This window comes from Edaphobacter sp. 4G125, from assembly GCF_014274685.1.
Classification (GTDB): domain Bacteria; phylum Acidobacteriota; class Terriglobia; order Terriglobales; family Acidobacteriaceae; genus Edaphobacter.
Map to the genome: position 1 here is coordinate 3,743,763 of NZ_CP060393.1, position 23,528 is coordinate 3,767,290.

Sequence of the window (23,528 nt, forward strand, 5' to 3'; positions counted from 1 at the left end):
TTACACCTCACGACGATCCGTACTTCGTTTGCGCCAGACCGCTTTCACCTTGCGTCGCCAGCGCTCATCCAAAGCCACCAGCTCCCAATCGACCTCAGGAGACAGATAGCGCAACACAATCTCCGTCGCCGGATGCACCCTCAACGCCGGAGCCACGAGATAAAGCTTTGGAGCGAGCGGCGACAAAACGACTCCGCCAAAATAACCAGCTCGCTGAAGCTCACACGAGCCAACATTATTGTTCCTACAAAGATGATGCCAGCGCACACGAATCCAGTAGTCCAGCCCCTGCAGGGCAAGATGCAGATCTTCTTCGGCCTTCAGCTCCATAACGGCAAGACGACCATCCCGCAACACGCCCAGCAGATCAAGCATGCCGCGATCTCCACCGACAAAAGCCGGAACCTGCGTGTAGACATGCCTGGCATCGAGATGCGCATCGAGCGGCTCAAGGTCGCGTCGCAACACGCTTTCGAGCCATCGTTCCGGCTGCATCCGATACAGCGGATCGCGCTTGTCACCCTCTGCTTGCCGCCGCTCAAAGAGACGCGCTACCAGTTCACGCAGCATCCCCTCATTGTCCGAAGTCAATGCTGTCTCATTTGCACCCGCGCCAAAGGTAATCGCTTCCTGCACGTTGAACGAGTTCCCCGCATATCCTGCGCGAATGCGCGCGAACTCCAGCCCATGCAGTAGAAACAAAACCTCAGCACTATTCGCAATGATGATCTCTACCTGCATCCGCATCGCTTCGGGTACCAACGACATGACACGCTCGATTGCCATAGCAAAACGCTCGCGCACGGCATTGTGATCCGGTGCATGAATCAGTCGCGTTGCGATGTTGCCGGTATCATTCGTCTCGCGCGGCTCCAACTCCTCCGTCTGCGAATCCAGCTCCCACAGCTCCCACTGCGCAGCTCGTGGATTGAGCCATCGCATACGGGTTGCCGTAAGGGTTCCTGCTCCCTGTGGAACGATCACTTTCAACCCCTGCCATACGCGTCGGCCATCGCCTGTAGACCGACAGTGTTCCAGCCACAGGATGCCGATCGTCAGAATGCCGTCAATCGTCGCCTGCGTCTCCTCTGGGTTGACCGCAATTACGGCCCATGCACTTTGCCCCTGCACCAACACACCGCGAGCGTATTCCGGACCGAAACTCTTCTCCAGATCCATCGCAGTCCGCAATCCATCCACTTTCCAATGCGGAAAAGCTCGTGCCAGAACTCTCGCCAGCACGCGAAGATACTTCACTCGCGTCGCCTCGCGTGTAGAGGGAGTCCTGCGCTCTCGCTCGGCAACTATCTCAAGCGTCTGCGATCTCGTCTGTCCAAAGCGCAACACCGACAACCGCAGCGAGCCCTTCCGCCTTTCGGCTGCCATCACCCGGCGCACAAAATTTGCCTCTTCACTCCAAAGATGGAGCGTGCACCGACCATGCTCCGTATCGAGACGGTACTTCGCCGAACGCATATCGAAGACGACACGGCCATCTTCGAGAATCACCGCGGCGGGATACTCCAGGAGAAAGTCCGCAATGGAGGAGGAGATCTTCTCCGGCAACTGCTCCTCGGCTGGCTTACGCGCTCTGCTGCCCGTCGAACCGGCATCACAGGTTAAAGGCATAGCCGAACGCTACCACACTTTAAAGCTGTGTTTGGAAGTGAAAATCGGTAATCCGCAATCCCTGGCGGAAGTAGAAGGCATGTGCTTGTTGCCGGTGTGTCCCTGAATCCAGCGAGAAGGTCTCGCATCCCTCTTCGCGGGCACGAGCTACCAGCCATGCGATCATCTGTTCACCAAAGCCACGCGAGCGCATTGCCTCATCCGTAATCAGATCGTCCACATAGAGCGTCTTGCCGCTCCAAAGCACATGCATCACCCGAAATCCGGCAACCGACACGATCTTCCCTTGAGACTCAAGGAAGGCCAGACGATAACCCTCGCGCTGCTGTTGCTGAATGCGCGCTACGAACTCTTCTTCCCGGAGCTTCGGACGAAGCTGATGCATGACCGAAAAACAGCGAGCAATCTGCTCGCTGTTTTCTGCTATCTGTATCAAACTCATCGTGATCTACCAGCCTTCTTTCGTGCGCAGATGAGTAATGTGGGCAACGTGATGGCGCGAATGCCACGCGTACAGCAACGTAGCCACATCCAGCATCGTCTCTCCACTCTCCGGATGTCGATACCCACGCTTCCACTGCTCCTCCGTAAAAGACTGCAGCAGCATGACCCAACGGGCGTGAAGGCTCTCAATCAGTTCGAGCGACCACTCGATCGGGGCCACGGAATCATGCAACTTCGCCCATGCTGCCTGATCATACGGCTTGATCGTCGGCCAATCTTCCGTCAACGCCAGCCGAACGCGGATAAAAGCATTCATGTGGCTGTCCGCAACATGGTGGACTAACTGCCGTACCGTCCAACCTCCCTCGCGATACGGAGTGTTCAACTGCCCTGAACTCAACCCTTCCACTGCATTGCGTAAATTCTCCGGTAGCTCGGCCAGCGTTGCAATTGCATTCAAACGTTCCTCGGGAGTGATGGTTTCGGGCTGCTCAAATTTTCCAATGGGATAACGCGGATCTGTTGCCGTAACACTCATCCGATTCGCTCCTATTTGTCTTCTTGTCTATCGGGCTCTCTAAAGAAAAGCTAGCATAGCTATGCGATGAACTCTGAGAAAAGAAGACCGGTACGCCATAATCTTTCGATCCTTACACTCGGCCTGGCCACGCTCGCCCTCGCCTTCTCTCAACAGATCCTGGCCCAGAATCCGCGACCTTCGCTGGGTTTCGACCGCAATCACTACCCCGGCGATGCTGCACTGCCTGCATTGAAGCAGCATTTTTCCTTCACTGGCTACTGGCTGAATAATCCTCCTGGCGAAACAACAAATGATTGGCAGGGCAAGCGCGAGATCTTGCACAAAAATAAATTTGGCTTTCTAGTTCTCTTCAATGGCCGACTCGACGCCGAGATCATACGGGCAAACCGCCGCAAAATCTCTCCTGCCAAGCTCGGCAAACAGGATGCAGCAGCAGCCATCCTCGCAGCCCGACGCGAGCACTTTCCCGACGGAAGCATTATCTTTCTCGACCAGGAAGAGGGTGGCCGACTACTTCCTGAACAGGCAGCATATCTCTTAAGCTGGACTGAGGCTATCGCGGCATCGACGTACAAACCCGGCATCTACCTCAGCGGCCAGCCTGTCGAGGATGATCCCGGCAAAACCATCACTACAGCGCAGGACGTCCGCGAGCAGATCGCAGCAAAACACCTGCACTCGGTCGCGCTCTTCGTCTACCAGGATGCCTGCCCGCCCTCGAACGGCTGCACTCTCAATCCGCCACCCATCGCCGCTGCCGGAACTCCCAACATCGATGTATGGCAGTATGCACAGTCTCCACGCCGGCCGAAGATCACCCACGCCTGCGCCAAGACCTACGCCGCAAATAATGATTGTGTCATCGCCGGAGTCGTCGATCTCGATCTCAGCGTCGCCATCTCTGATGATCCCTCGCACGGCCGATAAGACAGTTTCGTCCGTCCATCCCATAAGCTTCAGCGAGATGGCGCATAGTACCCAGAGCGAACATTGATACGGGCTATGCGTTCTGGAGGCACAACGACGATACGGTGGAACGTTCCATCACGTTTGAGTTCAGTAGGGTTATAGATCAATCGATATTGGTTACGAAGATTTGCCTCGATCAGATGGAGGTCGTCGTCGATTTCGGAAGCCGAGATGCTGTCGCGGAAGACACGGCCTCCTGTTTGAGAGGCGAGTTGGGCAAGGGTGGCAGTTCCTGTCGAGCCGGAGTTTGATTCAGCATGGAAGGCATAGATGGCGGTGTTCGTCTGCTGGCACATATTGACTGCTGCCTCTAGGGAGAGAAAGGAAGCGTCGTCTTCTCCGTCAGAGAAAAGCAGGATGAAGTTACCGCTGGCGGCATGATCGAGCTTGCCAAACTGGTAGCGACACACGGCGTAGACGGTATCGAGGATTGCAGTCGTCGAGGGAAAGATACGAGTCTGATGGATCGCCGAGGTTAGGACATCAGGATTGTTGGACCATGTTTGGCGCATTTGAAACCGGCGACCGAAATCCATAACAAATGCCTGATCGGTCTTCATCTGAAGAATGCGCCGGACATAAGCGACAGCGATAGCTTGGTCGGACGGAAGGTTCTGCTCCATGGAGGAGCTGGTGTCGATGAGGATGCCAGCACGGATAGGAAGGTCGCGAAGAGTTTCGAAGAGAACAGTGCGCCGAGGTGGACGGCCGTTGTCGAGGATGTGAAGTTCATCGAGGCGAAGATCATTAACGGAGAGGCCTTGCGGATCGGTGGCGTGGAAAGTGAGCTCAACCTCATCTACGGAAACCTTGAGATTGTAGGCCGCAGGATTTTGGGTAGTCTGGGAATCGATATCCTGAGCCTGCACAAGAAGTACAACAACGCACAGAAGCGAGATGGTTCGATAGAGGTTCATTGCTATTTAGAAAGACGTTAACGGCTCATCGCTTACGCTTAGACGCAGCCGATGCCGTTATCGATTATCCTTGGTGGTGTTTTCCAGGAGGCTTATGAGACAACTGTTGCGGTCCCCTCGTTTTCGCAGGGGAGAACTGGTCCTATCGATTGCTGCCATGTTTGCCGTGAGCTGCTTCCAGGCGATGGCGCAGAGCGGGAATGCCTTGTCAACGGCAGAACTGAAGGAGAAGACTCTTCCGAGTCCTCCACGGAAGCAGAGCATTCAGGATGGCGTGCAGATCCAGAAGCCGCAGCTTGAAGACTACGTTGCCATGCTGGACAACCTGCCGTCGAAAGCATATGCAAAGCCGAAGAAGGCCCGTAAGGTACTGGTGCTGGCGCATGCGTCCGGCTTTGTGCACTCATCGATTCCGCTGGCCGCCGAGACGGTGAAGGAGCTCGGCGAAAAGACAGGTGCATGGTCCACAACGATTACCTACGACCCCGCACAGATTACCGCCGAAAACCTTGCAGGGTATGACGCAATCTTCCTCGACAATACGACGCTGGGCTTTCTGGACGATCCAAAGGATCCGGTTGCAACCGAGGCGCGCAAGAAGGCACTGCTCGAATTCGTACGCGAAGGCAAGGGACTGGCAGGTATCCACGCTGCTGGCGACAGCTATCACACGTCGGGGCCTGCGCCTACGGGCACATGGCCGGACTTCGACATCATGATCGGCGGTTATTTCAAATTCCACTGGGTTTATCCGCAGGAAATTACGGTCAAGATCGACGATCCCAAGAGCCCGTTGAACCAGATGTTTCATGGGCCATTTACGATCCACGACGAGATCTACACCTTCGCGCAAGACTCGTTCTCGCGGAAGCGGGTTCATGTGCTGACTAGTGTCGACTATGCAAAGATGAGCGATGCCGACAAGGCAAAGGAACCGGCGGCGACGAAGCGCACCGATGGCGACTACGCTCTCAGCTGGATTCGGCATGAGCAGAAAGGACGTGTTTTCTATATGGCGCTCGGCCATAGCGAACACATCTATGCCATGACGCCCATCATGGAGCATCTGCTGGCCGGGATTCAGTATGCGTTAGGAGACTTGCCCGCAAACGATAGCCCCAGCGAAAAGTAGTTTGCGGTGGGAGATAAAAGGCGGCGCTTATGGCGCCGCCTTTTTAACGGCTTCGGCAAGATAAGGCATCATCTCTTCTTCTGTCTTGACACCATGTACAACGGCCTCGCTGGCGCCCTTCCAGAACCCCAACCGAGTGAGTACAACCGACTGAGCCATCATGTAGCTGTGGAGCTTCTGGGATGCCAGATCGCGATCGGCAACCGAGAAACGAAGTTGATAGCGTGAGCCACCTGTAGCTTGATGCGTGTCCAGGATAGCGCCAAGGTCGTTATAGCGCAGAGTGGCTTCATCTTCGGCCTTGAGTTCCTGTTCGGCCTCGAAGTCCAGACGCGTATAGATCCGTGCCTGTTCATGCTTCAATAGCGGCACCAATCCAGCATTGCGCGCAACAGCCCAGGTTCCCCGCGAGGGCGACGTCATATTTTCGACCTGCGACTGCGGGTTGAGTTCGTTCGCCAGATCGATGGAAATATAGCCTTTATTCACCCTAGCGCTGTTCAGCCGATCGGCAACCGAACGTAATGTTGCAAGCTCCTGATGGAGCAGCCTGGTATCTTCCTCGATGATCCGAATATTCTCTTCGGCCTCGTCGTGCATGTCTTCGACAAGCTGATGGCGCTGATGACGATGATGCATCCACTCCACGGTCTGTTCGAACGAGATGGCGATCAGCACCCCGAGCACGATGGTGCCCATGTGGATGAAAAACTCTTTCCAGGTGGTGATGGGGTGTTCCGGAACCTCAATTTCCATAAAACTGGGTCGTCCTCAGATTCGATTTGCGATGTATTTCATCCAATTTTGCACTGAAACCGGAGAGGGGCAATCCTACTTTTGGGGCGCATTTGCGGAGTTTTCTCGAGCTTTGCGCAGCAGAGGCGCTCCCCAGGTTCCGATGGCGAGAAGCGCGCCGAACAGAATGATAGCGTCGATGCTTTCGCGGTCCTGAGCAGACCAGTAGGCGTTGGGATCGAGATTGAGCCAGATGGCGAACTCGTCGAGGGTGAGTGCGGCGCCTGCGCCATAGGCGATCGAGAGCAGCCGACTGAAGAAGATGGAGGCAGGAGTGGTTCCTGTGCCAACTTCGACAAGCGTGGCATAGCCGCTGAGCAACAGCAGGAGGATTCCCCATACGAGGTGATGAATATGCCTTCCGCCGACGATGACGTATCCGAAGGGCCCGACGTGGTGCGTGATGGAGTAGACGAGAAGCCGGGCGGCGAGAAAGGTAATGAAGAACGAGACGGAAGCGAGAAGCAGACGTCGATGCGGCCGATCGGGGATTCTTTGGTGGAGGATCTCGCCAACCACTGTGAGATGCAACAGCACGAGAGTAACGACTGCCAGAAGAATGATGAAGAGCAGCAGAATCCATGAGCCTGCAATGTGCATGTTCCGCTTTTTATCACGAAGTTAGTGATGCTCGCGGCTCTTTGGAGTTTGGAGCAGGAGGTAGTAAGCGGATTGCGTTTTGCGATTGTTCCCGTTCATGTCTTTAGCATGAGCGGGGCCCGGGCAGTGATGTAGATATTGCAGAAAAAATTTATATTGACAATGTACTAGTATACTAGTACATTGTCAATTATGGCAACACCCTATCAGTCCGATAGCTCCGAGTTCAGTTTTCGTCTGGATTCGCGCAGTGGTGTGCCAGTCTATCGACAATTGATCGACCAGGTTCAGGCGGCGATTGCGATTGGAGCTCTGCGGATTGGTCAGCAACTGCCGACCGTTCGCCGCGTGGCTGTCGATCTTGCGATCAATCCAAATACAGTAGCTCGCGCCTATCGGGAGATGGAATTACTTGGGGTCCTCGACACACAGCAGGGGACAGGTACTTTCGTGGCGGAGCGTCAGGTGCAGTACTCGAAGGACGAACGAAAGCGTCAGCTTACGCAGATGGTGACGGAGTTTGTCGCCCGTGCAGGTGCGGCAGGCATCAAGGTCGACGAGCTTCTCGAGGCTCTTCGACAGGTTTCATCAGAAGCTCGAAGCAGGAAGTAACAGGAGGTAGCCGTGTTCCGTCGCAATCAGTTCAGTAACGTCGGTCTGCTGGTCTTTTGTGCGTCATTACTGCTCGGTATTCTCGTCGCTCGTGCAACGAGCTCACCTCTTCCTATCGTGGCAGGGGCGATTGTGGGTGTTTACTTCCTCTTTGCTATAAAAATCGTCAACCAGTGGGAAAAAGTTGCAGTGCTTCGTTTCGGACACTATAGAGGCCTGCGAGGACCAGGGCTTGTACTCATCATTCCCGTACTGGAGACGCTGAGCCGGGTGGTCGATCAACGAGTTCGTGTCAGTACGGTCAGTGCAGAGTCGACACTTACACGCGATACCGTGCCGGTGAATGTAGACGCGATCGTCTTCTGGCTCGTTTGGAATCCCGAGAAAGCCATTCTTGAAGTGGAAGATTTTGCGCAAGCCATTGGCCTTAGCTCGCAGACGGCATTGCGGGAGTCGATAGGACGTCATCAACTGGCGCAGATGATTACTGAGCGCGAGACGCTGGGCCACGAACTGCAGAGGATTCTCGATGAGAAGACGACTCCCTGGGGAATTACGGTGCAGTCAGTTGAGATTCGTGATGTTCGCATTCCGCAGACGCTTGAGAATGCCATGTCGCAACAGGCGCAAGCGGAGCGCGAACGACAGGCGCGAGTGATTCTTGGAGACGCAGAGGTGCAGGTATCGGAGAAGTTTGCGGAGGCGGCACGCGTTTACAACGACAATCCGGGAGCGTTGCATCTGCGTGGCATGAACATGCTGTACGAGTCGATGCGTGAGAAGGGATCGATGGTGGTCGTGCCTTCTTCGGCAATTGAGAGTATGGGGTTGGGAGCAACGTTGGGCCTGACGGCGGTAGCGAAGCAGTCATAGCGGAAGAGAGGAGCGAAGCGATGAAGACGATGATGATGGCAGCAGTGTGTTTCTTGGGCTTTGCGGCGGATGCGGTGGTTTCGCAGAGTGCAAAGGCAGTTCCATTGGGGCTGTGGCAGGCAACGCTCGATGGCATGCCGGGAGTTACGCTGACCCTGGCAAACGATGCGGGAGAGCTGGGCGGTACGGTTGTCTTCTATGGCATTGACGGCCACTCGCAGCGAGTGATGGTTGTAGAACCGCACACGGTGCTGCGTCCTCACATGGAGGGGAACACGCTCTTATTCGAGATGAAGATGGATAGGGTTCCAGGCGGTTTTGCGCGGGTGAAGGTGGTCTTCGACTCGGAGACGAAGGCGGAGATTAAATGTCTGGATTGTGGCGCGGATAGTCCAACGGCTGAGTTAGTAAAGCAGACGGGACAGTTGCAGCGGCAATAGTGTCAGGGATTTGGCACGGCTGGAGCCGTGCCCTTAGTGATCGCGTTTTCGAACCCGGCTAGGACGTTCCGCCAACGGTCATCTTGTCGAGCTTGATCGTTGGCATGCCTACACCTACGGGTACGGACTGGCCGGACTTACCGCAGGTTCCGATTCCTTCATCTAAAGCGAGGTCGTTGCCGACCATGGAGACGTATTTGAGAGCTTCGGGGCCGTTGCCGATGAGTGTCGCGCCTTTGACAGGGCGAGTGACCTTGCCGTCTTCAATCAAGTAGGCCTCGCTGGCGGAGAAGACGAACTTGCCGTTGGTGATGTCGACCTGTCCGCCGCCGAAGTTGACGGCGTAGAGACCGCGTTTTACGGACTTGATAATGTCCTCTGGCATGTCGTCACCGTTGAGCATGTAGGTGTTGGTCATGCGCGGCATGGGGATGTGATGATAGCTCTCGCGGCGTCCGCTGCCGGTGTTGGGCATGTTCATCAGCTTGGCGGAGAGCTTGTCGGAGAGGTAGCCCTTGAGGATGCCGTTCTCGATGAGGACGTTCTCCTGGGTGGGATTGCCCTCATCGTCGACGTTAATGGAGCCGCGGCGATTGGGAAGACGGCCGTTGTCGACGACCGTGACTTTGGGACTGGCAACCTGCTGTCCGATGAGTCCGGCGAAGGCCGAGGTCTTCTTACGGTTGAAGTCAGCCTCGAGGCCGTGGCCGACTGCTTCGTGCAGAAGAACGCCGGGCCAGCCGGGACCGAGGACGACTTCCATCTCGCCGGCGGGGGCATCGACGGCTCCAAGTTGAAGGATGGCGGTGCGTGCCGCCTCGCGGGCGAAGTGCTCAGGCGATTTGTCGTCTTCGAAGAAGTCCATGGTGATACGTCCGCCGCCGCCGCTGGTTCCGCGGGCAGTGTTGGCACCGTCCTTGGCGAGGACAAAGATGTTTAAGCGCGAAAGCGGCTGCGTATCGCTGGCGAAGGTGCCGTCCGAAGCAGCGACGAGGATGCGGCGCAACTCGTCGGAAAAGCTGGCGCGGACCTGCGTAATGCGCGAATCGTAAGCGCGGGCAGCGGCGTCGGCACGCTGGATGAGCTGGAGCTTTTGGGCGATCTCTGCGTCGGCGGTGGCTCCGGTGATGGGGTAGAGCGAGTCCCCTTCAGTGTGGCGGAACCCCTGCATCAGTTCTTTCGCGGGGCCGCTGGCGATAAGGGCCGCGGTACGTGCAGCTTTGAGAAGCGCCGCAGAGGAAAGATCGTCGGTGTAGGCATAGCCAGTGCGCTCTCCGGAGAGGACGCGGACACCGCAGCCGAGCGAGACTCCCTGGGCAGCAGTCTTGACGATGGACTCGTCGATGCCGAGCGAGGTGGAAGTGACGGACTCGAAGTAGAGGTCGGCGTAGTCGCCCCCGGCGGAGAGGGCCTCGGCGAGGCAGCGCTCCATAAGACGCTCAGAGACGCCAAGCTTATCGGTGAAGTAGCGCTTGTGGTCGGGGGTAGGAATAGTCATGTTGATTTGATGATAGGCAGCCAGGAAGGGAGCAGCAAGTCGAGCCCTACTGGGCGGGGTCGGCCCAATAGCCGTTACGAGCGGTGATATGAAGATCAGAATAGTTTTTTAGCCGCAGATCGAGGGCATGCAGCCCAGGATGGGGCGATTGCGGCTGGAAGCTGAGGATGTAGCGATTGGGGATGTGGTTAGAGATGGTCACCAGATCGCGATCAAGATTTTTGGCGTTCGTCAGTTTGAAGTACTCTCCTCCGGTCAGGTTTGCGACGGTTTCGGGAATGTTCCGTTTGAGTCCATCGGAGACCATGATCGCCGCCATCTTTGCAAGGGCAAGAGGCGGCAAGAGCTGTGTGGCGCAGTCATAGGCTTGAATCGCTTTGTTGTGGGTGGCGTCGGGATCGGGGTTGGGGTCTTTGCCCATGCAGCCATGAGGAGGATTGGGGTTGGGATTCTCCCCCAGGGTACCTGCCGCCGTTATGGGGAGTTCGCGCGAGCCGTAGTGTTTGGCCTCGGATTTTCCGGTGGAAAAGGCGATGCTGTAGATGGTGGTGTTGGTATCGCTGACGGCGCGGATTGCATCGTCGATGCTGGTCTGGCTGCCTCGATCCAGCGTTTCGCTGATGAGCAGAATCGCCCGGCGATACTCGAGGGGTTGTTTTCGCAAAAGATCAACGGCAAAGCCGATGCTGTCGAGGATCGCAGCTCCGTTATCGCCGAGTGGAACGTTATGGATTGCCTGGGACGAAGCGCAGTTTTCAAGATGATGCTGTCGAGTGCATCCAGGAGTTAGCGTCTCGAGCGCGGTAGCGGCGGTATCGATGTCGGGAGTAAAGTCCTGCAAAAGGTCTGGATGGCTGTCGAAGGTGACAACGGCGACCTTATGAGGAACATTGCCGATGATGGATTCGAGCATGGGAGACATTGGAGGAGCGATGGAGGCGAATTTATTGAACTCGCGAGCTCCTGCACCTCCGACCTCAAGGATGACGACAAGAGCCAGGGGTTCGCCCCCAGTGTCCTGCTCGAGTGTGAGCTTTTGTGGGATTCCATCATCGGTTAAAGTGAAATCCTCTGCAGAGAGGGTATAGACCAGCTCGCCCGCTTTATTGCGCACCAGTGCAGGAACAAGGACGAGTGTGGAACGGGTGCTGAGTGTAGGGGCCTGAGCAGGCGCAGTAGTCTGCGCCTGTACTGCGGAGAAGAACAGAAAAGAAGTCAGCGCAGCAACGGTACGAGCCAGCATAGCTGTAAGCCTCTCCCACGATGAGTGTATCGCCTTGAGAAAAAGACGATGATAATGGCCGAATGATTAAAGGGATTAATCACATTACGCTTGCCGTGCGCGATTTGGAGGTTTCGTTCCGGTTCTATGCAGAGATTTTGGGAATGACCCCGCGAGCAAGGTGGTACAAGGGAGCATATCTGGAGGCGGGCGGGAACTGGATCTGTCTCAGTCTGGATGAGACGACACGAAACAGCGCTCTACCGGAATACACGCATCTTGCCTTTACGGTCGAGGTCGCTGAATTTTCAGCGATGGTGGAGCAGCTGCAAGCGGCAGGCGTGCAGCGCTGGCAGGAGAACAGAAGTCCTGGGGAGTCGTTTTATTTTCTTGACCCCAACGGGCACAAGCTGGAGATTCATATTTCGAACCTGCAAGACCGGTTGAAGGTGTTGGTAGACAGACCGCCGAAGGATTTGATTCTGTTTCCTGCTACGTGATGGGAAGGACAAAAAATCTGGTACCTTTGGCAGGGCCCCTCGGATTGTGGTTTTTGCGCGTGTAAACCATGACTGATCTTCTTATTGAACGCTTAAAGCAGCACAGAATACTGGGTCCGGCTCCGGTACATGAGCTGGAGTGGCTGGTAAAGCACGGAATTCTTCGCAGTCTTGAGACGGGTGAGCTGGTGTCGCACAAAGGGCAGCCAGTCGAAGGGATGTATGTTCTCTTTTCCGGGCGGCTTGCGTTGTTCGTCGACCGAGGCGCCGGACCGGTAAAACTGGTTGAGTTTCAGCCTGGCGATGTCACAGGTCTGCTTCCGTACTCCCGTCTGGTGAATGCGCCGGGAAACTCGATCGTGCAGGAGCGGCTGGAGATGCTCGAGCTGCATCGTGATCACATTCCAGAGATGATTCGTGAGTGCTTTGGAATCACGTCGATCTTGGTGCATCAAATGGTGGATCGCGCAAAGCTGTTTACCTCCACTGAGCTGCAGAACGAGAAAATGGTCTCGATGGGAAAGCTATCGGCGGGGCTTGCCCACGAGTTGGGGAATCCAGCCGCTGCAATCGAACGCAGCGTGTGTCTGTTGATCGACCGGCTCGAGGATTGTGAAGTCGCGATGCGGGAACTGCAGACGGCGAGGCTGTCGAACAGTCAATTGGCGGCCGCGGATACATTTCGCGAGGCATGCCTTGCGCGGAAGAACAAATCGCCACGATCCACCATAGAACAGGTGGATCGCGAAGAAGCTATCTCCGACTGGCTGAGTAAAAAAGACCTGAATGTTTCAAGCGCCCCAGCACTGGCTGAGACCGATGCCACGCTGGACGCGCTGAATGCACTGGCTACAGAGGTATCTGGAACCGCATTGAATGCGGTAATCCGATCGACGGCTTCACGGCTGGCGATTCGTAGCTTGGCATCGGAAGCCCAAGGCTGTTCGACACGCATGTCGACACTGGTAAGAGCGATCAAGGGCTTTACGCATATGGACCAGGCAATGATTTCAGATCGTTTGAATCCCGGCACAGGCATACATGACACCGTGATGGTGTTAAACGCGAAGGCTATTGAAAGATCGGTAAAAGTAGAGCTTGAATTGGAGCCTGATCTGCCACAAATTTCAGGGTTCACTGGTGAGCTAAACCAGATATGGGGCATCCTGCTCGATAACGCGCTGGATGCAGCACCCGCAGGAGGGTGTGTCAAATTGATCGCGCGACACGAGGGGCAACGGCTGGTGGTACGCGTGATCGACAATGGACCCGGCATTCCGGCCGAAATTCAATCCCGCATCTTCGACCCCTTTTTTACGACGAAGCCGATGGGACAGGGCACAGGATTGGGGCTGGATATTGCGCAGCGACTGGTACGGCATAACGATGGCGCAATCGAATTCGATTCTGTACCAGGACGAACAGAGTTTCGAATCTCTCTGCCAATAAACGACCGTTGAAGAGATGACATCGATTGGTTGCAACCCCCTGCAGACGCATTCTGCGAAATGCCAGAAAAGCGACCACCCTTCGGATATAGCGTTTTGCATACCAGAAAAATTTATATCTTCCTATTGACATTCGATAGGAGTCAGGCGCACCCTTCCTATAGATTTTCTATAGGAATCCGCCTGTGAGTGCGAAACAGACCAATCTTCTTCAAGGCACCCTCGATCTTCTGATCCTCAAGGCCCTTGGCCCCGGCGAGCTTCACGGCCTGGGAATCTCCCGTCGCATCGAGCAGATCACGCACGGGACCTTCTTCGTCAAACCGGGTTCCCTGTTCCCCGCCCTTCACCGCATGGAAGAAGCTGGCTGGCTCAGCTCCTCCTGGGGCGACTCAGAAAATAACCGCCGCGCGAAGTTTTACCAGCTCACCAGGACCGGGAAAAAGCAGCTCGAGGTAGAGACCGAACAATGGTCCCGTGTCGCTCTGGCCATGGCCAATGCATTGAAAGCAACCTAAGGAGGGAGAGATGAATCTCTGGCTCCGTATCCGCAATATCCTTCGCAATCTTCTTCGCAAGCAACAGATGGAAGGTCACCTCGACGACGAGTTGCGCGCCTACACAGACATGCTCGCAGACGAAAAGATCGCCGCAGGCATCCCTCCTCACGAAGCTCGCCGCGCCGCGCTGGCAGAGCTGGGAGGTATCGAGCCGGTCAGGCAGAAAGTCCGCGACACACGTGCTGGAGCAGGCCTGGAGCGCCTTTGGCTGGATGTGCGTTTCGGGATGCGGCAGCTGTGGCGAAATCCCGGCTTCACCATAACCGTAATCCTTACCCTGGCGCTTTCCATCGGCGCCAATACTGCCATCTTCTCCATCGTCAATGCGCTCATGCTGAAGAGCCTTCCCTACTCGCACCCCGAACGCATGGGCACAATCAACACTCATATCACCGGCCCCGTATCTTCCGACGAGCGCCACAAAATCAACGGCGAACAATGGGAGCTGCTACGCGATAACGTACCTTCCCTCATCTCGGCAATCGCCAGCGGACGAACCTCTGGACTCAACCTGCAATCCGGATCGCATGTGCAATATCTCCAGGCCGGACGCATCTCTGCGCACTATTTCGATGTGTTAGCAGTCCATCCCATCCTCGGTCGCAACTTCTCCGAGATAGAAGACCTCGTCAACGGACCAAAGACTGCCATCCTGAGCTACAACCTGTGGCGAAACACCTTCGGAGCCAATCCCAACATCCTGGGCAAACCCATCCTGTTGAAGAGTGCTCCTTACACCGTCATCGGGGTCCTTCCCGAAGGTGTTACTACTCCCTTGAACGCTGATCTTTATACGGCTCTACAGGAAAGCCGAAAAGGCGAGGGAGCAGGCACCAACTTCCAGGTCATCACCCGCCTCCGCGATGGAGCCACCTGGCAGCAGGCCGACGCCGAGATCAACCATGCATGGTCTCTGCGCACCCAGCGCTATGAACTTGAAGATAATCCCGGTGCACAAGTCAGTTTCTACTCCGTGCCTCTTCAGCAGGGCGAAACCGCAACCTTGCGACCGCAGATTCTTACCTTGATGTTGGCAGCGGCATTGATCCTGTTGATCGCCTGCGCTAACCTCGCAGGTCTCACACTTGTGCGCGTCCTCCGTCGCACACCCGAGATTGCCACTCGCATGGCACTCGGCGCCTCGCACTGGCAGATTCAACGACAACTCTGGATTGAAAATCTCCTGCTCGCTCTTATGGGAGGCATCGCAGGCATTGCAACAGGATTCCTCGCCCTGCGCAGTTTGCTTCTGCTTTTGCCCGAACACTTCCTGCCTGTCGCGGACGTTCCTCTCGACGGCCGTGTGCTCGCGTTCACTCTTCTTCTTTCCTTATTGACCAGCGTGCTCTTCGGCATGCTTCCCGTCCTCATTACACGAAGATTCGATCTCCGCTCTGCGATTGCCAATCGCGCCGATAGCGCCAGTCATCTACGTCTCCGGCAGGCTCTCATCGTCAGTGAAGTTGCCTTCACCGTTGTACTGTTGGCTGCCGCTGGCCTGCTGATCCGCACGCTCATCCACCTCCAGACCCTGCCACCCGGCTTCAATCCCACAGGAGTCATGACCGCGCGGGCCTCGCTCGACGATGTGCGATATCACGATCCCGCGACCTTCCAGAAAATGCTCGACCAGAGCGTCGCGGCTATGCGGCAGATTCCCGGAGTACAACAGGCCGCTGCTGGCCTCAGTCTGCCCTATGAACGATCTCTCGTCATGGGAGGACTGCCAATTAACGACGGTAAAGAAGCGGGGCAAAAAGTCATGACCAGCGAGACCTACGTCACCCCTGGCTACTTCGAAACTTTGCAGATTCCAGTGCTCGCGGGCCGAACCTTCACCGCAGAAGACGGCCCCAATACCCAACAAGTAGCCATCGTCAACCAGACCTTCGTGCGTAAATTCTTCCATGGCGAAAACCCTGTCGGCCGTCACGTCAATAAGGACATCATGATCATCGGAGTCGTAGAAGATGTCGCCATGGCTCCCGGAATCGATGCCGTCGCGCCGCTCATGGACGAACAGATGCTCTACATCCCGGCCGCACAGGTTCCGCCATCGCTCCTCGCCATGGCCCACGTCTGGTTTCAACCCAGTTGGATCGTTCGCACCTCTCATCCTGTGGAAGGACTCACCTCACAGATGCAGCACGCATTTGCAAGCGTCGACCCCAACATCCCCTTCTCTGGCTTCTACAGCATGCACGATCTGTTAGCGAAGACCCTCGTCATGCAGCGTGTCGAAGTAGCCCTCCTCACCACAATGGCAGTGCTTGCTCTCTTGCTCAGTGCTATCGGCATCTTCGCTCTCGTGGCCAACATCGTGACGCAGAAGACACGTGAGATCGGGATCCGCATCGCCTTGGGCTCAACGATCCGTCAAGCCATGACCCATATCGGTTCACTCGGCGCCACTGCAGCCGCCTTGGGACTGGTTCTCGGTCTAATCCTATGCGTAGCGGTGCTACGAACCATGCAGAGCGTCCTCTACGGGATCAACACTTACGATCTCCCAACGATCCTGGCTGTCGTTACGACGCTTAGTGCGGTCACACTCATCGCCACTACCCTGCCCGCACTACGTATTGCTCGAATTGATCCTGCCAGAACACTACGTGAAGAATGATCGAGTCGTACCATGGACTCATCGTACATAGTACGATGAGTCCATGAGGCGGCTGCTACAGCTCGGAGTTTTGTTCATCACGCTGGCCATCTGCTATGCGCCTCTGGCGGAACTCTTCGATCGATGGGACACTCCAGGCTTATTCAACGATACCGAGTTCACGATCTTCGCTCTGATTCTGGTATTGTGCCTCGTCCTTCTGGTCAGCAAACTCATCGCCACCTTGGCTCTGATCGTTCATCTCGTTGAACGAGACCGACATCAACAGGCTGATCCATTAAGGCTCACTTCATCAAATAGCTTTTTTGAACGCTTCTCCTCTCTCTTCAGTCCCTTTCCTCTTCGAATCTGATTCTCCTGAAACGCGCAAAGGCTAGGCGGCGAAAGCTCGCCTACATGCCGCTATCTGCATAGCAATGCGGCGGTGCTCTTTTATCCCGGGAGATTTGGACCAGTGTCACCAATAAAGCTTTTCCGCGCCCTTGCCCTGACCGGCATTTGCGCAGCATTCTCACTCTTCGCTACAGCACAGTCGAGCAATCATGGCGCCGTCACAGGCGTTGTCACAGCCTCGGACAGCAACCCCGTCGCCACCGCCGCCATAACATTATCTGGTGTAGACGGCCCTCAATATTCCACAACGGCCTCCGTCGATGGCGTCTTCTTGATTAACAATCTGCCAAGCGGAACCTACGTCCTTAAAGTTTCTTCTCCCGGATTCGCTATCTATGAGCAACCCTCCATCACCGTTGCCGTCGGCCGCACAACCCATCTTTCCATCCAACTCACTCTTGCTAACGTTCAGCAGAGCGTTGGTGTTGTCGCACAACAAAGCTCTGTTGATCCCACTCAGACTTCCTCTGTTGTCAACATCGATCGAGACCGCGTTGAAGAGCTTCCCATCCCTAGCCGAAACTATTTGACCTTTGTCTTACTCGCTCCCCAGGTCGCAGCTGCAAATCCTGCCCTTCAGCAAGGCATAGCTCAAGGCACCGGGAGCTTCAGTTTCGGCGGCCTTCGCCCGGGAAGCAATGCGATCTACCTGGATGAGGTCAACGATAACGATGAATATAGCGGAGGCAGTCGCACTCAGTTATCCCCCGAGGCGATCAGCGACTTCCAGATTGTCAACCATGGCTTCGCCGCCCAATCAGGAGGCGGCGCAGGAGGTTCCATCGATGTTCAAACGCGCTCCGGACTCAATCGCATCCACGGAGATGCCTTCACTTTCGTTCAAAATGGAGCACTGAATGGAACCCAGCCCCTTGGCTTCACTCCTTATAAACCCGATGAAAACCGCATCCGCATGGGCGTTGCCATTGGCGGGCCCATTCAGCACGACAAAACCTTCTACTATGTTGCTGCCGAACAGGAGATAGCACATGGTCAGGAGGTTAATGACCTTCGGCCATCAACACTCAACATCATCAACCAGGCACTCAAGCAACACGGCCCTCTGCCTGGACTAAACCTGCAAACCGGCTTCTTTCCTACAACCGACCAGGAAACCGAGCTGTCCAGCCGAATCGATCGGACTCTATCGGCAAACGAAGCCATCATGCTCCGGTACGCCTTTACCAACACCCGCAACGTGAACGATGCCTTCAACACAGACGAGCTGACCGACCGCACAGCCAGAGGTTCTTCCTTCCTTGCCGACAACAGCCTGAACGGAACCCTTACCTCGACCTTCAGCTCAACTCTGCTCAACAAACTGAGCTTCGAACTTGCCCAACGGCGTGCAGTGCAAAAAACATCCAGTAGCTCCGGCGCGGGAATCTTCATTCCCGGAGTCGCTCTCTTCGGAACCCCTTATTCCGGTAACTCTCGACGGTTTGAAACTCATCTTGAGTTTGCAGACTCTGTCTCCTTACAACGCCGGCATCATCTCTTTCAAGCAGGCGGACGAATCGATCGCGTTGCCTTACGCACAAGTATTCCAGATGGATCGCAGGGATTCTTTATCTTCCCCAACCTCACCGCTCTGCAAACAGGAAACGCCGATTTCTTTATCCAGTCTTTTGGGAAGAACTTCAAAACGAATCTCTCGGAGATACGGGTCGCCGCCTTTGCTCAGGATCATTGGACACTCTCCAATAAGCTGACCCTCGACTACGGCATCCGCTACGACTACAACCATCTTCCAACCGGCCTCCCGCAGAATGCCCTGAACTTCAGCCCGCGCCTCGGCCTTGCATGGACACCATGGAAAGCAACCGTGTTGCGCAGCGGATTCGGCATCTTCTATGACCGATTTATTCTGTCAACAATCAATCGTCTGTTGGCATTCGATGGCATCCACGGTTATAGCCAGATCCTTGAAGACAAGGCAGCAGCCACCCTCTACCAAAGCGGTAACCTCCCCACAGCTCCTATAACAGGAGTAGCCCCCAGCATCTGGCGCGCACAACCTGACATGCGCACCCCTTATAGCCAAGTGGCATCCTTCAGCGTCGAACAGGCTCTACCACTGCAAACGACCCTCACTGGCGAATATCAGTATGTTCACGGAATCAAACTCGGCAGAACCAGCAACATCAATTTGCCTCCACCGGTGCAGCTGACGCTTCAAAATGCCGCCTCCGTTGGTATCTCTTCACCCACGGCGCAGCAGTTGGGCCGGCCTGCATTCTCAACACTTCGGCTCAATCCGGCCTTCGATGCCATCAATCAGTTCGCAACCTCGGCCAACTCCACTTATCACGGCGCAACGATCACGCTCAATCGTCAATTTCAGGACGACCTGCAGATCATGGCCGGCTACACCTTCTCCAAAACAATTGACGACGCCTCCTCCGATCTGGAACAACCTCAGAACCCCTACATGCTGGGGCAGGAGCGCGGACTCTCCCTTCAAGACCAGCGCCACCGCTTTACCTTGAGCGGGCTCTGGCTCATCGGCCCTGACCTCAACGACGCTGCGGATGCAGCAAAAAATGCCAACCCCAGTCCTCTCATGAAAGCTCTTACCGGGTTAGAGTTTGCTCCTATTGTCAGCATCGCAAGCGGCTTCCGTGCCAATCCCATCACTGGGGTCGACAGTAATCGGCAGCACATCTTTCCATTCGCCTCCCGCCCTGACGGATTCAGTAGAAACTCTCTCTCAACTCCAGTAAACGTTAACGTCAATCTGCGAGTTCTCAAGATGATTCCCTGGGGCAGAGGGCACCTCGACGTTGTTGCCGAATCCTTCAATCTCCTCAATCACCAGAACATCTCGTTACTCAATCCCGCGTTCGGCTCCAACTCTCAACCCGCTTTGGAGTTTGCTCGCCCCATTGCAGCATCTACCGCTCGTCGCATTCAGTTCTCCCTCGATTACGAATTTTGAATTCATACCTCAACCGGAGGAGGGCAAACCGCCCTCCCAGCCTCACTCTCAATGGGTATATCTTGCTCTTACAATTACGCTTCGGGCAAACCTGAAACCGTCTCTCATCAGACAGCGCGGCTCTTTGTAACCTATTCGTTGCATGGCGAGTCGGAATGACTCCCCGATATACTTTGGCCGATATTTCTGTGTCTCTTACCGTGGGTATGCCAGCATTCGACAACGGCCAATATAAACCAGTCAAAATGATTGGGGGACTCCTTCTCTCCGCTCTTTTAACCATCGGATTGATCTGCGCAGGCGGCTATACGGTGCATTTGAACATGCGGGCAACCGAGGCGGAGCGCGGCTGGACCGATCACTCACAGCTTGTGCTCACCAATCTTCAGACCCAGGCCGCCTACCTCGATCGTATCGACTTCAATCTTCAGCTTTATGCAATAACCAACGAGCTTTCGCATCTGAAGACCGCGCTGAGCACCCTCTCCGCCATGAATGTCAGCCTGGTGCAACTGCAGGGTATGGTCAGCGACAACGAATCCCAAAGCAGGTATGCCGAGCAGTTCGATAAGGACCTTCAATCCCTTACTACAGCAGTAAGCCGCATGGATACCCAGAATCGCACTCCGCAAGCGAAACAACTTCTCGATATTAGGAATGACCTGGGCATCCTGCAACAACAGGAGCGAGACCTCCTGCGTGTCCGGGCCGATCTCCTCAAGAAGGGTTTTTATCGAAACGTCGCCTTAAGCGCTGGCTACCTTAGTCTTTCCCTGCTCATTGTGGTCGTACTGTATATCTTTCTCCTTCGAGACGCTTTACAACGTGGCGAAAGTGAAAAGGAACTCTTCGCCGCCAAAAGCGAACTTGAATCGACCGTGCACAAGCTGACAGGACGGGCAGAGGATTCCATCTTTCTCACCCATGCTCGCGACGAGCTACAGCTCTGCACCGCAGCGCGGGATGCTCACGAAAGTACCGTTCGCCACATGAACCAGTTGCTCCCGGGAACCAGCGGTGCGACGCTGACCATCAACAATTCCAGGCGTATGGTTGAGATCGCTGCGCGATGGGGAGATCCGAAAAATCTGCTCGATGGCTTCGATCCAGATTCCTGCTGTGGTCTGCGTGCCGGCAAGCTACGCTGGCGCAAAAAAGGCAGGTCCGAACTACATTGCGCACACTTCACCGGAGAGGCGCCCGAGGATTATCTCTGCATCCCGCTTGCCGCTCATGGTGAAACGCAAGGGTTCCTGTTCCTCTCCTGTGATACTCCCGATTCCATCGCTCTGGTCGAAGAGCGGCAACCCCTGATTCAGGAGTTGTGCGAGCTTGCCTCGCTCTCGATCGCCGGGTTAAATCTCAGGGCCAAGCTCGAAGGCCAATCGATTCGCGATGGCCTGACGGGCCTTTTCAACCGTCACTTCATGGAGATTGCTCTCGAACGCGAACTGCATCGTGCCACTCGGTACAATACGCAACTCGCCGTCCTCATGACAGACGTCGATCACTTCAAACAGTTCAACGACACCTTTGGCCATGAGGCAGGTGACATCGTGCTCCGGGCCGTCGCCGAGTGCTACCGCAAGATGGTGCGCGCTGAAGATATCATCTGTCGTTATGGTGGTGAAGAGTTCGTCGTCATTATGCCCGACGTAAGCGAAGAGAGCGCTGTGCGAAGAGCGGAGATGCTTCGCGAAGCCGTCTCTGGCATCAAAACCCAGTTCCGCGGCGAGCCTCTTCGTTCCATCTCTATATCGGGAGGGCTTGCGCTCTACCCCTCCACCGCCGAGCAGGCCTCCGACCTGATCCATGCAGCCGATAACGCTCTTTATCGAGCCAAACATGCCGGAAGAGATCAGATCATCATTGCCAATGAACCCGTAGAAACAATATAGAACCGAGAATAGCGCAGGTTGTGGAACGAAAGTAACAGCTCCGTCCATCACAAATCCCGCCACCATTCAGCAAACATCGCATCCTCGTTCCCGTCTAATCATCCATCCCTGTACGATGAATATCTGTAGCCTTTGATAACAAGATCACCCGGAAGAAGCCGCAAGCCTGAATGTCCTCGAGCTCCAACTTTTTTGAACGTATCTTCAGAGCCTTTCGCTATCGCGACTTCCGCCTGATGTGGATCGGAGCCTGCGTCTCCACTATTGGGACCTTCGTCCAGCAGTTTGCACAGAGCTGGCTGGTCTACGACCTCACTCGCGATCCCTTTTATCTCGGTCTTGATCTCTTCCTCGGCCAGCTCCCCATCATGATGTTCTCGCTCTTCGGCGGAGTCTTCGCCGACCGCATGGACCGTCGCAAGATGCTCCTCGCTTCGCAGTACATCCAGATGATCTGCGCCTTTCTACTCGCTGCGCTCTTTGCCACCCATGTCATTCAGGTCTGGCACATCCTCGCGCTCTCCTTCTTCGTCGGACTCGGCCAGTCCTTCGGCGGCCCTGCTTACTCCGCTCTTCTCCCCACCCTGGTCGACTCCGAAGACCTCTCCAACGCCATCGCGATGAACTCCATCCAGTTCAACCTCGCCCGCATCGTCGGGCCTACCATCGGTGGACTGGCCTATACCACTTTTGGAGCGACCTGGTGCTTTACCCTCAACGGACTCTCCTATATCGCCGTAATCATCTCGCTCTTCATGATCCAGGTGAAGTTCATCCCGGCAAAGACTACTGAGCCGGTCCTCACCAGCATGAAAGAAGGCATTCGGTTTATACGATGTCGTGACGGCATGACCGCGCTCGTCATCCTTGCCTTCTGTACCACGCTCTTCGGCTTCTCCCTCAACAGCTTCCTTCCCGTCTTCGTCCGCACCATCTTCCACAAAGGCCCTGAAACCTACACCCTTCTGCTTGTCTGCTTTGGAGCAGGCTCGATCGTTGGCGCACTCTCCGTAGCCGCCGTGGAAAAGATGAAGGGGCAGGGACGACTTACCCTGATCATCCTCCTCTCCCTGGGAGTCATCACCTCAGCCTTCGCCCTGTCCCCCTGGCTTCCTCTCTCCAGTGCGCTCATGTTCCTGGCAGGAGCCACCACCATGGCCTCCGCATCCTTCATGCTCTCGCTGGCGCAGCTCATCACCACCGACGCCATGCGTGGACGCGTTATGAGCGTCTATAACCTCGCCTTCCGAGCTGGAATTCCCCTCGGCTCCCTGGCCCTCGGAAAACTTATCCCCACCTTTGGAGTCTCCCGAGCGATCGCCGGCGCCGGTCTGGCCCTGGTCGCCGTTGCACTCTACTTCCTGCTGATGAATCGCGAAACCACCTTCCGCCCCGCCTCACAGCAGGAAGCCTAAGTCACTCACAAAACAATCGAAAAAGAAGGAGTGCCATTTCGGTCGAAGGCCCGCAGGGCCAAAGCGGAGAAATCCCTGCAT

The 23,528-nt window shown here is 55.7% G+C and carries 21 protein-coding genes; 13 read left to right on the plus strand and 8 right to left on the minus strand.

The window, feature by feature from the left end:
• The 3 genes from H7846_RS15705 to H7846_RS15715 are packed head-to-tail and all read right to left on the minus strand — an operon-like array spanning nt 1 to nt 2,611.
• The gene (locus tag H7846_RS15705) at nt 1-1,629 is read right to left on the minus strand and encodes a hypothetical protein (protein WP_186693423.1); all 1,629 of its coding nucleotides are present in this window, start codon (nt 1,627-1,629) and stop codon (nt 1-3) included.
• 19 nt (nt 1,630-1,648) lie between these two features.
• Nucleotides 1,649-2,071, minus strand: coding sequence for a GNAT family N-acetyltransferase (locus tag H7846_RS15710; protein WP_186693425.1), 423 nt, complete (start codon nt 2,069-2,071; stop codon nt 1,649-1,651).
• Between the two features lie 6 nt (nt 2,072-2,077).
• Nucleotides 2,078-2,611, minus strand: coding sequence for a YfiT family bacillithiol transferase (locus H7846_RS15715; protein ID WP_186693427.1), 534 nt, complete (start codon nt 2,609-2,611; stop codon nt 2,078-2,080).
• A gap of 66 nt (nt 2,612-2,677) precedes the next feature.
• Here H7846_RS15715 and H7846_RS15720 point away from each other — a divergent pair, with 66 nt between their 5' ends.
• A complete protein-coding gene (locus tag H7846_RS15720) occupies nt 2,678-3,541 on the plus strand; it encodes a glycoside hydrolase domain-containing protein (protein WP_186693429.1) in 864 nt (287 codons plus the stop codon).
• Nucleotides 3,542-3,570: 29 nt separating this feature from the next.
• On the opposite strand, the gene H7846_RS15725 is transcribed toward H7846_RS15720, so the two are convergent.
• Nucleotides 3,571-4,500 carry a VWA domain-containing protein gene (locus tag H7846_RS15725; protein ID WP_186693431.1) on the minus strand — a complete coding sequence of 310 codons (930 nt, stop codon included), beginning with the start codon at nt 4,498-4,500 and terminating at the stop codon, nt 3,571-3,573.
• Between the two features lie 94 nt (nt 4,501-4,594).
• Here H7846_RS15725 and H7846_RS15730 point away from each other — a divergent pair, with 94 nt between their 5' ends.
• Nucleotides 4,595-5,632 carry a ThuA domain-containing protein gene (locus H7846_RS15730; protein ID WP_222597520.1) on the plus strand — a complete coding sequence of 346 codons (1,038 nt, stop codon included), beginning with the start codon at nt 4,595-4,597 and terminating at the stop codon, nt 5,630-5,632.
• 27 nt (nt 5,633-5,659) lie between these two features.
• Here H7846_RS15730 and H7846_RS15735 read toward each other — a convergent pair whose 3' ends face one another.
• Entirely contained in the window at nt 5,660-6,388 is a 729-nt protein-coding gene (locus H7846_RS15735; RefSeq protein WP_186693433.1) for a hypothetical protein, read from the minus strand.
• Nucleotides 6,389-6,463: 75 nt separating this feature from the next.
• The gene (locus tag H7846_RS15740; RefSeq protein WP_186693435.1) at nt 6,464-7,027 is read right to left on the minus strand and encodes a hypothetical protein; all 564 of its coding nucleotides are present in this window, start codon (nt 7,025-7,027) and stop codon (nt 6,464-6,466) included.
• 192 nt (nt 7,028-7,219) lie between these two features.
• Between H7846_RS15740 and H7846_RS15745 the strand changes: the two genes are divergently transcribed.
• The 3 genes from H7846_RS15745 to H7846_RS15755 are packed head-to-tail and all read left to right on the plus strand — an operon-like array spanning nt 7,220 to nt 8,952.
• Nucleotides 7,220-7,639 carry a GntR family transcriptional regulator gene (locus H7846_RS15745; RefSeq protein WP_186693437.1) on the plus strand — a complete coding sequence of 140 codons (420 nt, stop codon included), beginning with the start codon at nt 7,220-7,222 and terminating at the stop codon, nt 7,637-7,639.
• Between the two features lie 12 nt (nt 7,640-7,651).
• On the plus strand, nt 7,652-8,512 hold the full coding sequence (locus H7846_RS15750; RefSeq protein WP_186693439.1) for a slipin family protein: 861 nt from the start codon (nt 7,652-7,654) through the stop codon (nt 8,510-8,512).
• A gap of 20 nt (nt 8,513-8,532) precedes the next feature.
• Entirely contained in the window at nt 8,533-8,952 is a 420-nt protein-coding gene (locus H7846_RS15755; RefSeq protein WP_186693440.1) for a hypothetical protein, read from the plus strand.
• A gap of 58 nt (nt 8,953-9,010) precedes the next feature.
• Here H7846_RS15755 and tldD read toward each other — a convergent pair whose 3' ends face one another.
• Both tldD and H7846_RS15765 read right to left on the minus strand, forming a co-directional pair.
• Entirely contained in the window at nt 9,011-10,450 is a 1,440-nt protein-coding gene (tldD, locus tag H7846_RS15760; RefSeq protein WP_186693442.1) for a metalloprotease TldD, read from the minus strand.
• A 46-nt stretch (nt 10,451-10,496) separates the two neighbouring features.
• Complete coding sequence (locus H7846_RS15765; RefSeq protein ID WP_186693444.1) at nt 10,497-11,693, minus strand: VWA domain-containing protein; 1,197 nt, start codon at nt 11,691-11,693, stop codon at nt 10,497-10,499.
• A 62-nt stretch (nt 11,694-11,755) separates the two neighbouring features.
• Here H7846_RS15765 and H7846_RS15770 point away from each other — a divergent pair, with 62 nt between their 5' ends.
• From H7846_RS15770 to H7846_RS15805, 8 genes are all read left to right on the plus strand, one after another.
• Entirely contained in the window at nt 11,756-12,172 is a 417-nt protein-coding gene (locus H7846_RS15770) for a fosfomycin resistance glutathione transferase (RefSeq protein WP_186693446.1), read from the plus strand.
• Nucleotides 12,173-12,240: 68 nt separating this feature from the next.
• The gene (locus H7846_RS15775) at nt 12,241-13,632 is read left to right on the plus strand and encodes an ATP-binding protein (RefSeq protein ID WP_186693448.1); all 1,392 of its coding nucleotides are present in this window, start codon (nt 12,241-12,243) and stop codon (nt 13,630-13,632) included.
• 173 nt (nt 13,633-13,805) lie between these two features.
• Complete coding sequence (locus H7846_RS15780; RefSeq protein ID WP_186693450.1) at nt 13,806-14,138, plus strand: PadR family transcriptional regulator; 333 nt, start codon at nt 13,806-13,808, stop codon at nt 14,136-14,138.
• Nucleotides 14,139-14,148: 10 nt separating this feature from the next.
• A complete protein-coding gene (locus H7846_RS15785; protein WP_186693451.1) occupies nt 14,149-16,803 on the plus strand; it encodes an ABC transporter permease in 2,655 nt (884 codons plus the stop codon).
• Between the two features lie 43 nt (nt 16,804-16,846).
• Nucleotides 16,847-17,155 (plus strand): hypothetical protein, encoded by a 309-nt coding sequence (locus H7846_RS15790; RefSeq protein WP_186693453.1) that lies wholly within the window; start codon nt 16,847-16,849, stop codon nt 17,153-17,155.
• 102 nt (nt 17,156-17,257) lie between these two features.
• Nucleotides 17,258-20,134: a TonB-dependent receptor gene (locus H7846_RS15795; RefSeq protein WP_186693455.1), complete on the plus strand. Its 2,877-nt coding sequence runs from the start codon at nt 17,258-17,260 to the stop codon at nt 20,132-20,134.
• Nucleotides 20,135-20,289: 155 nt separating this feature from the next.
• The gene (locus tag H7846_RS15800) at nt 20,290-22,032 is read left to right on the plus strand and encodes a diguanylate cyclase (RefSeq protein WP_186693462.1); all 1,743 of its coding nucleotides are present in this window, start codon (nt 20,290-20,292) and stop codon (nt 22,030-22,032) included.
• Nucleotides 22,033-22,202: 170 nt separating this feature from the next.
• Nucleotides 22,203-23,447: an MFS transporter gene (locus H7846_RS15805; protein ID WP_186693464.1), complete on the plus strand. Its 1,245-nt coding sequence runs from the start codon at nt 22,203-22,205 to the stop codon at nt 23,445-23,447.
• Nucleotides 23,448-23,528 lie beyond the last annotated feature (81 nt).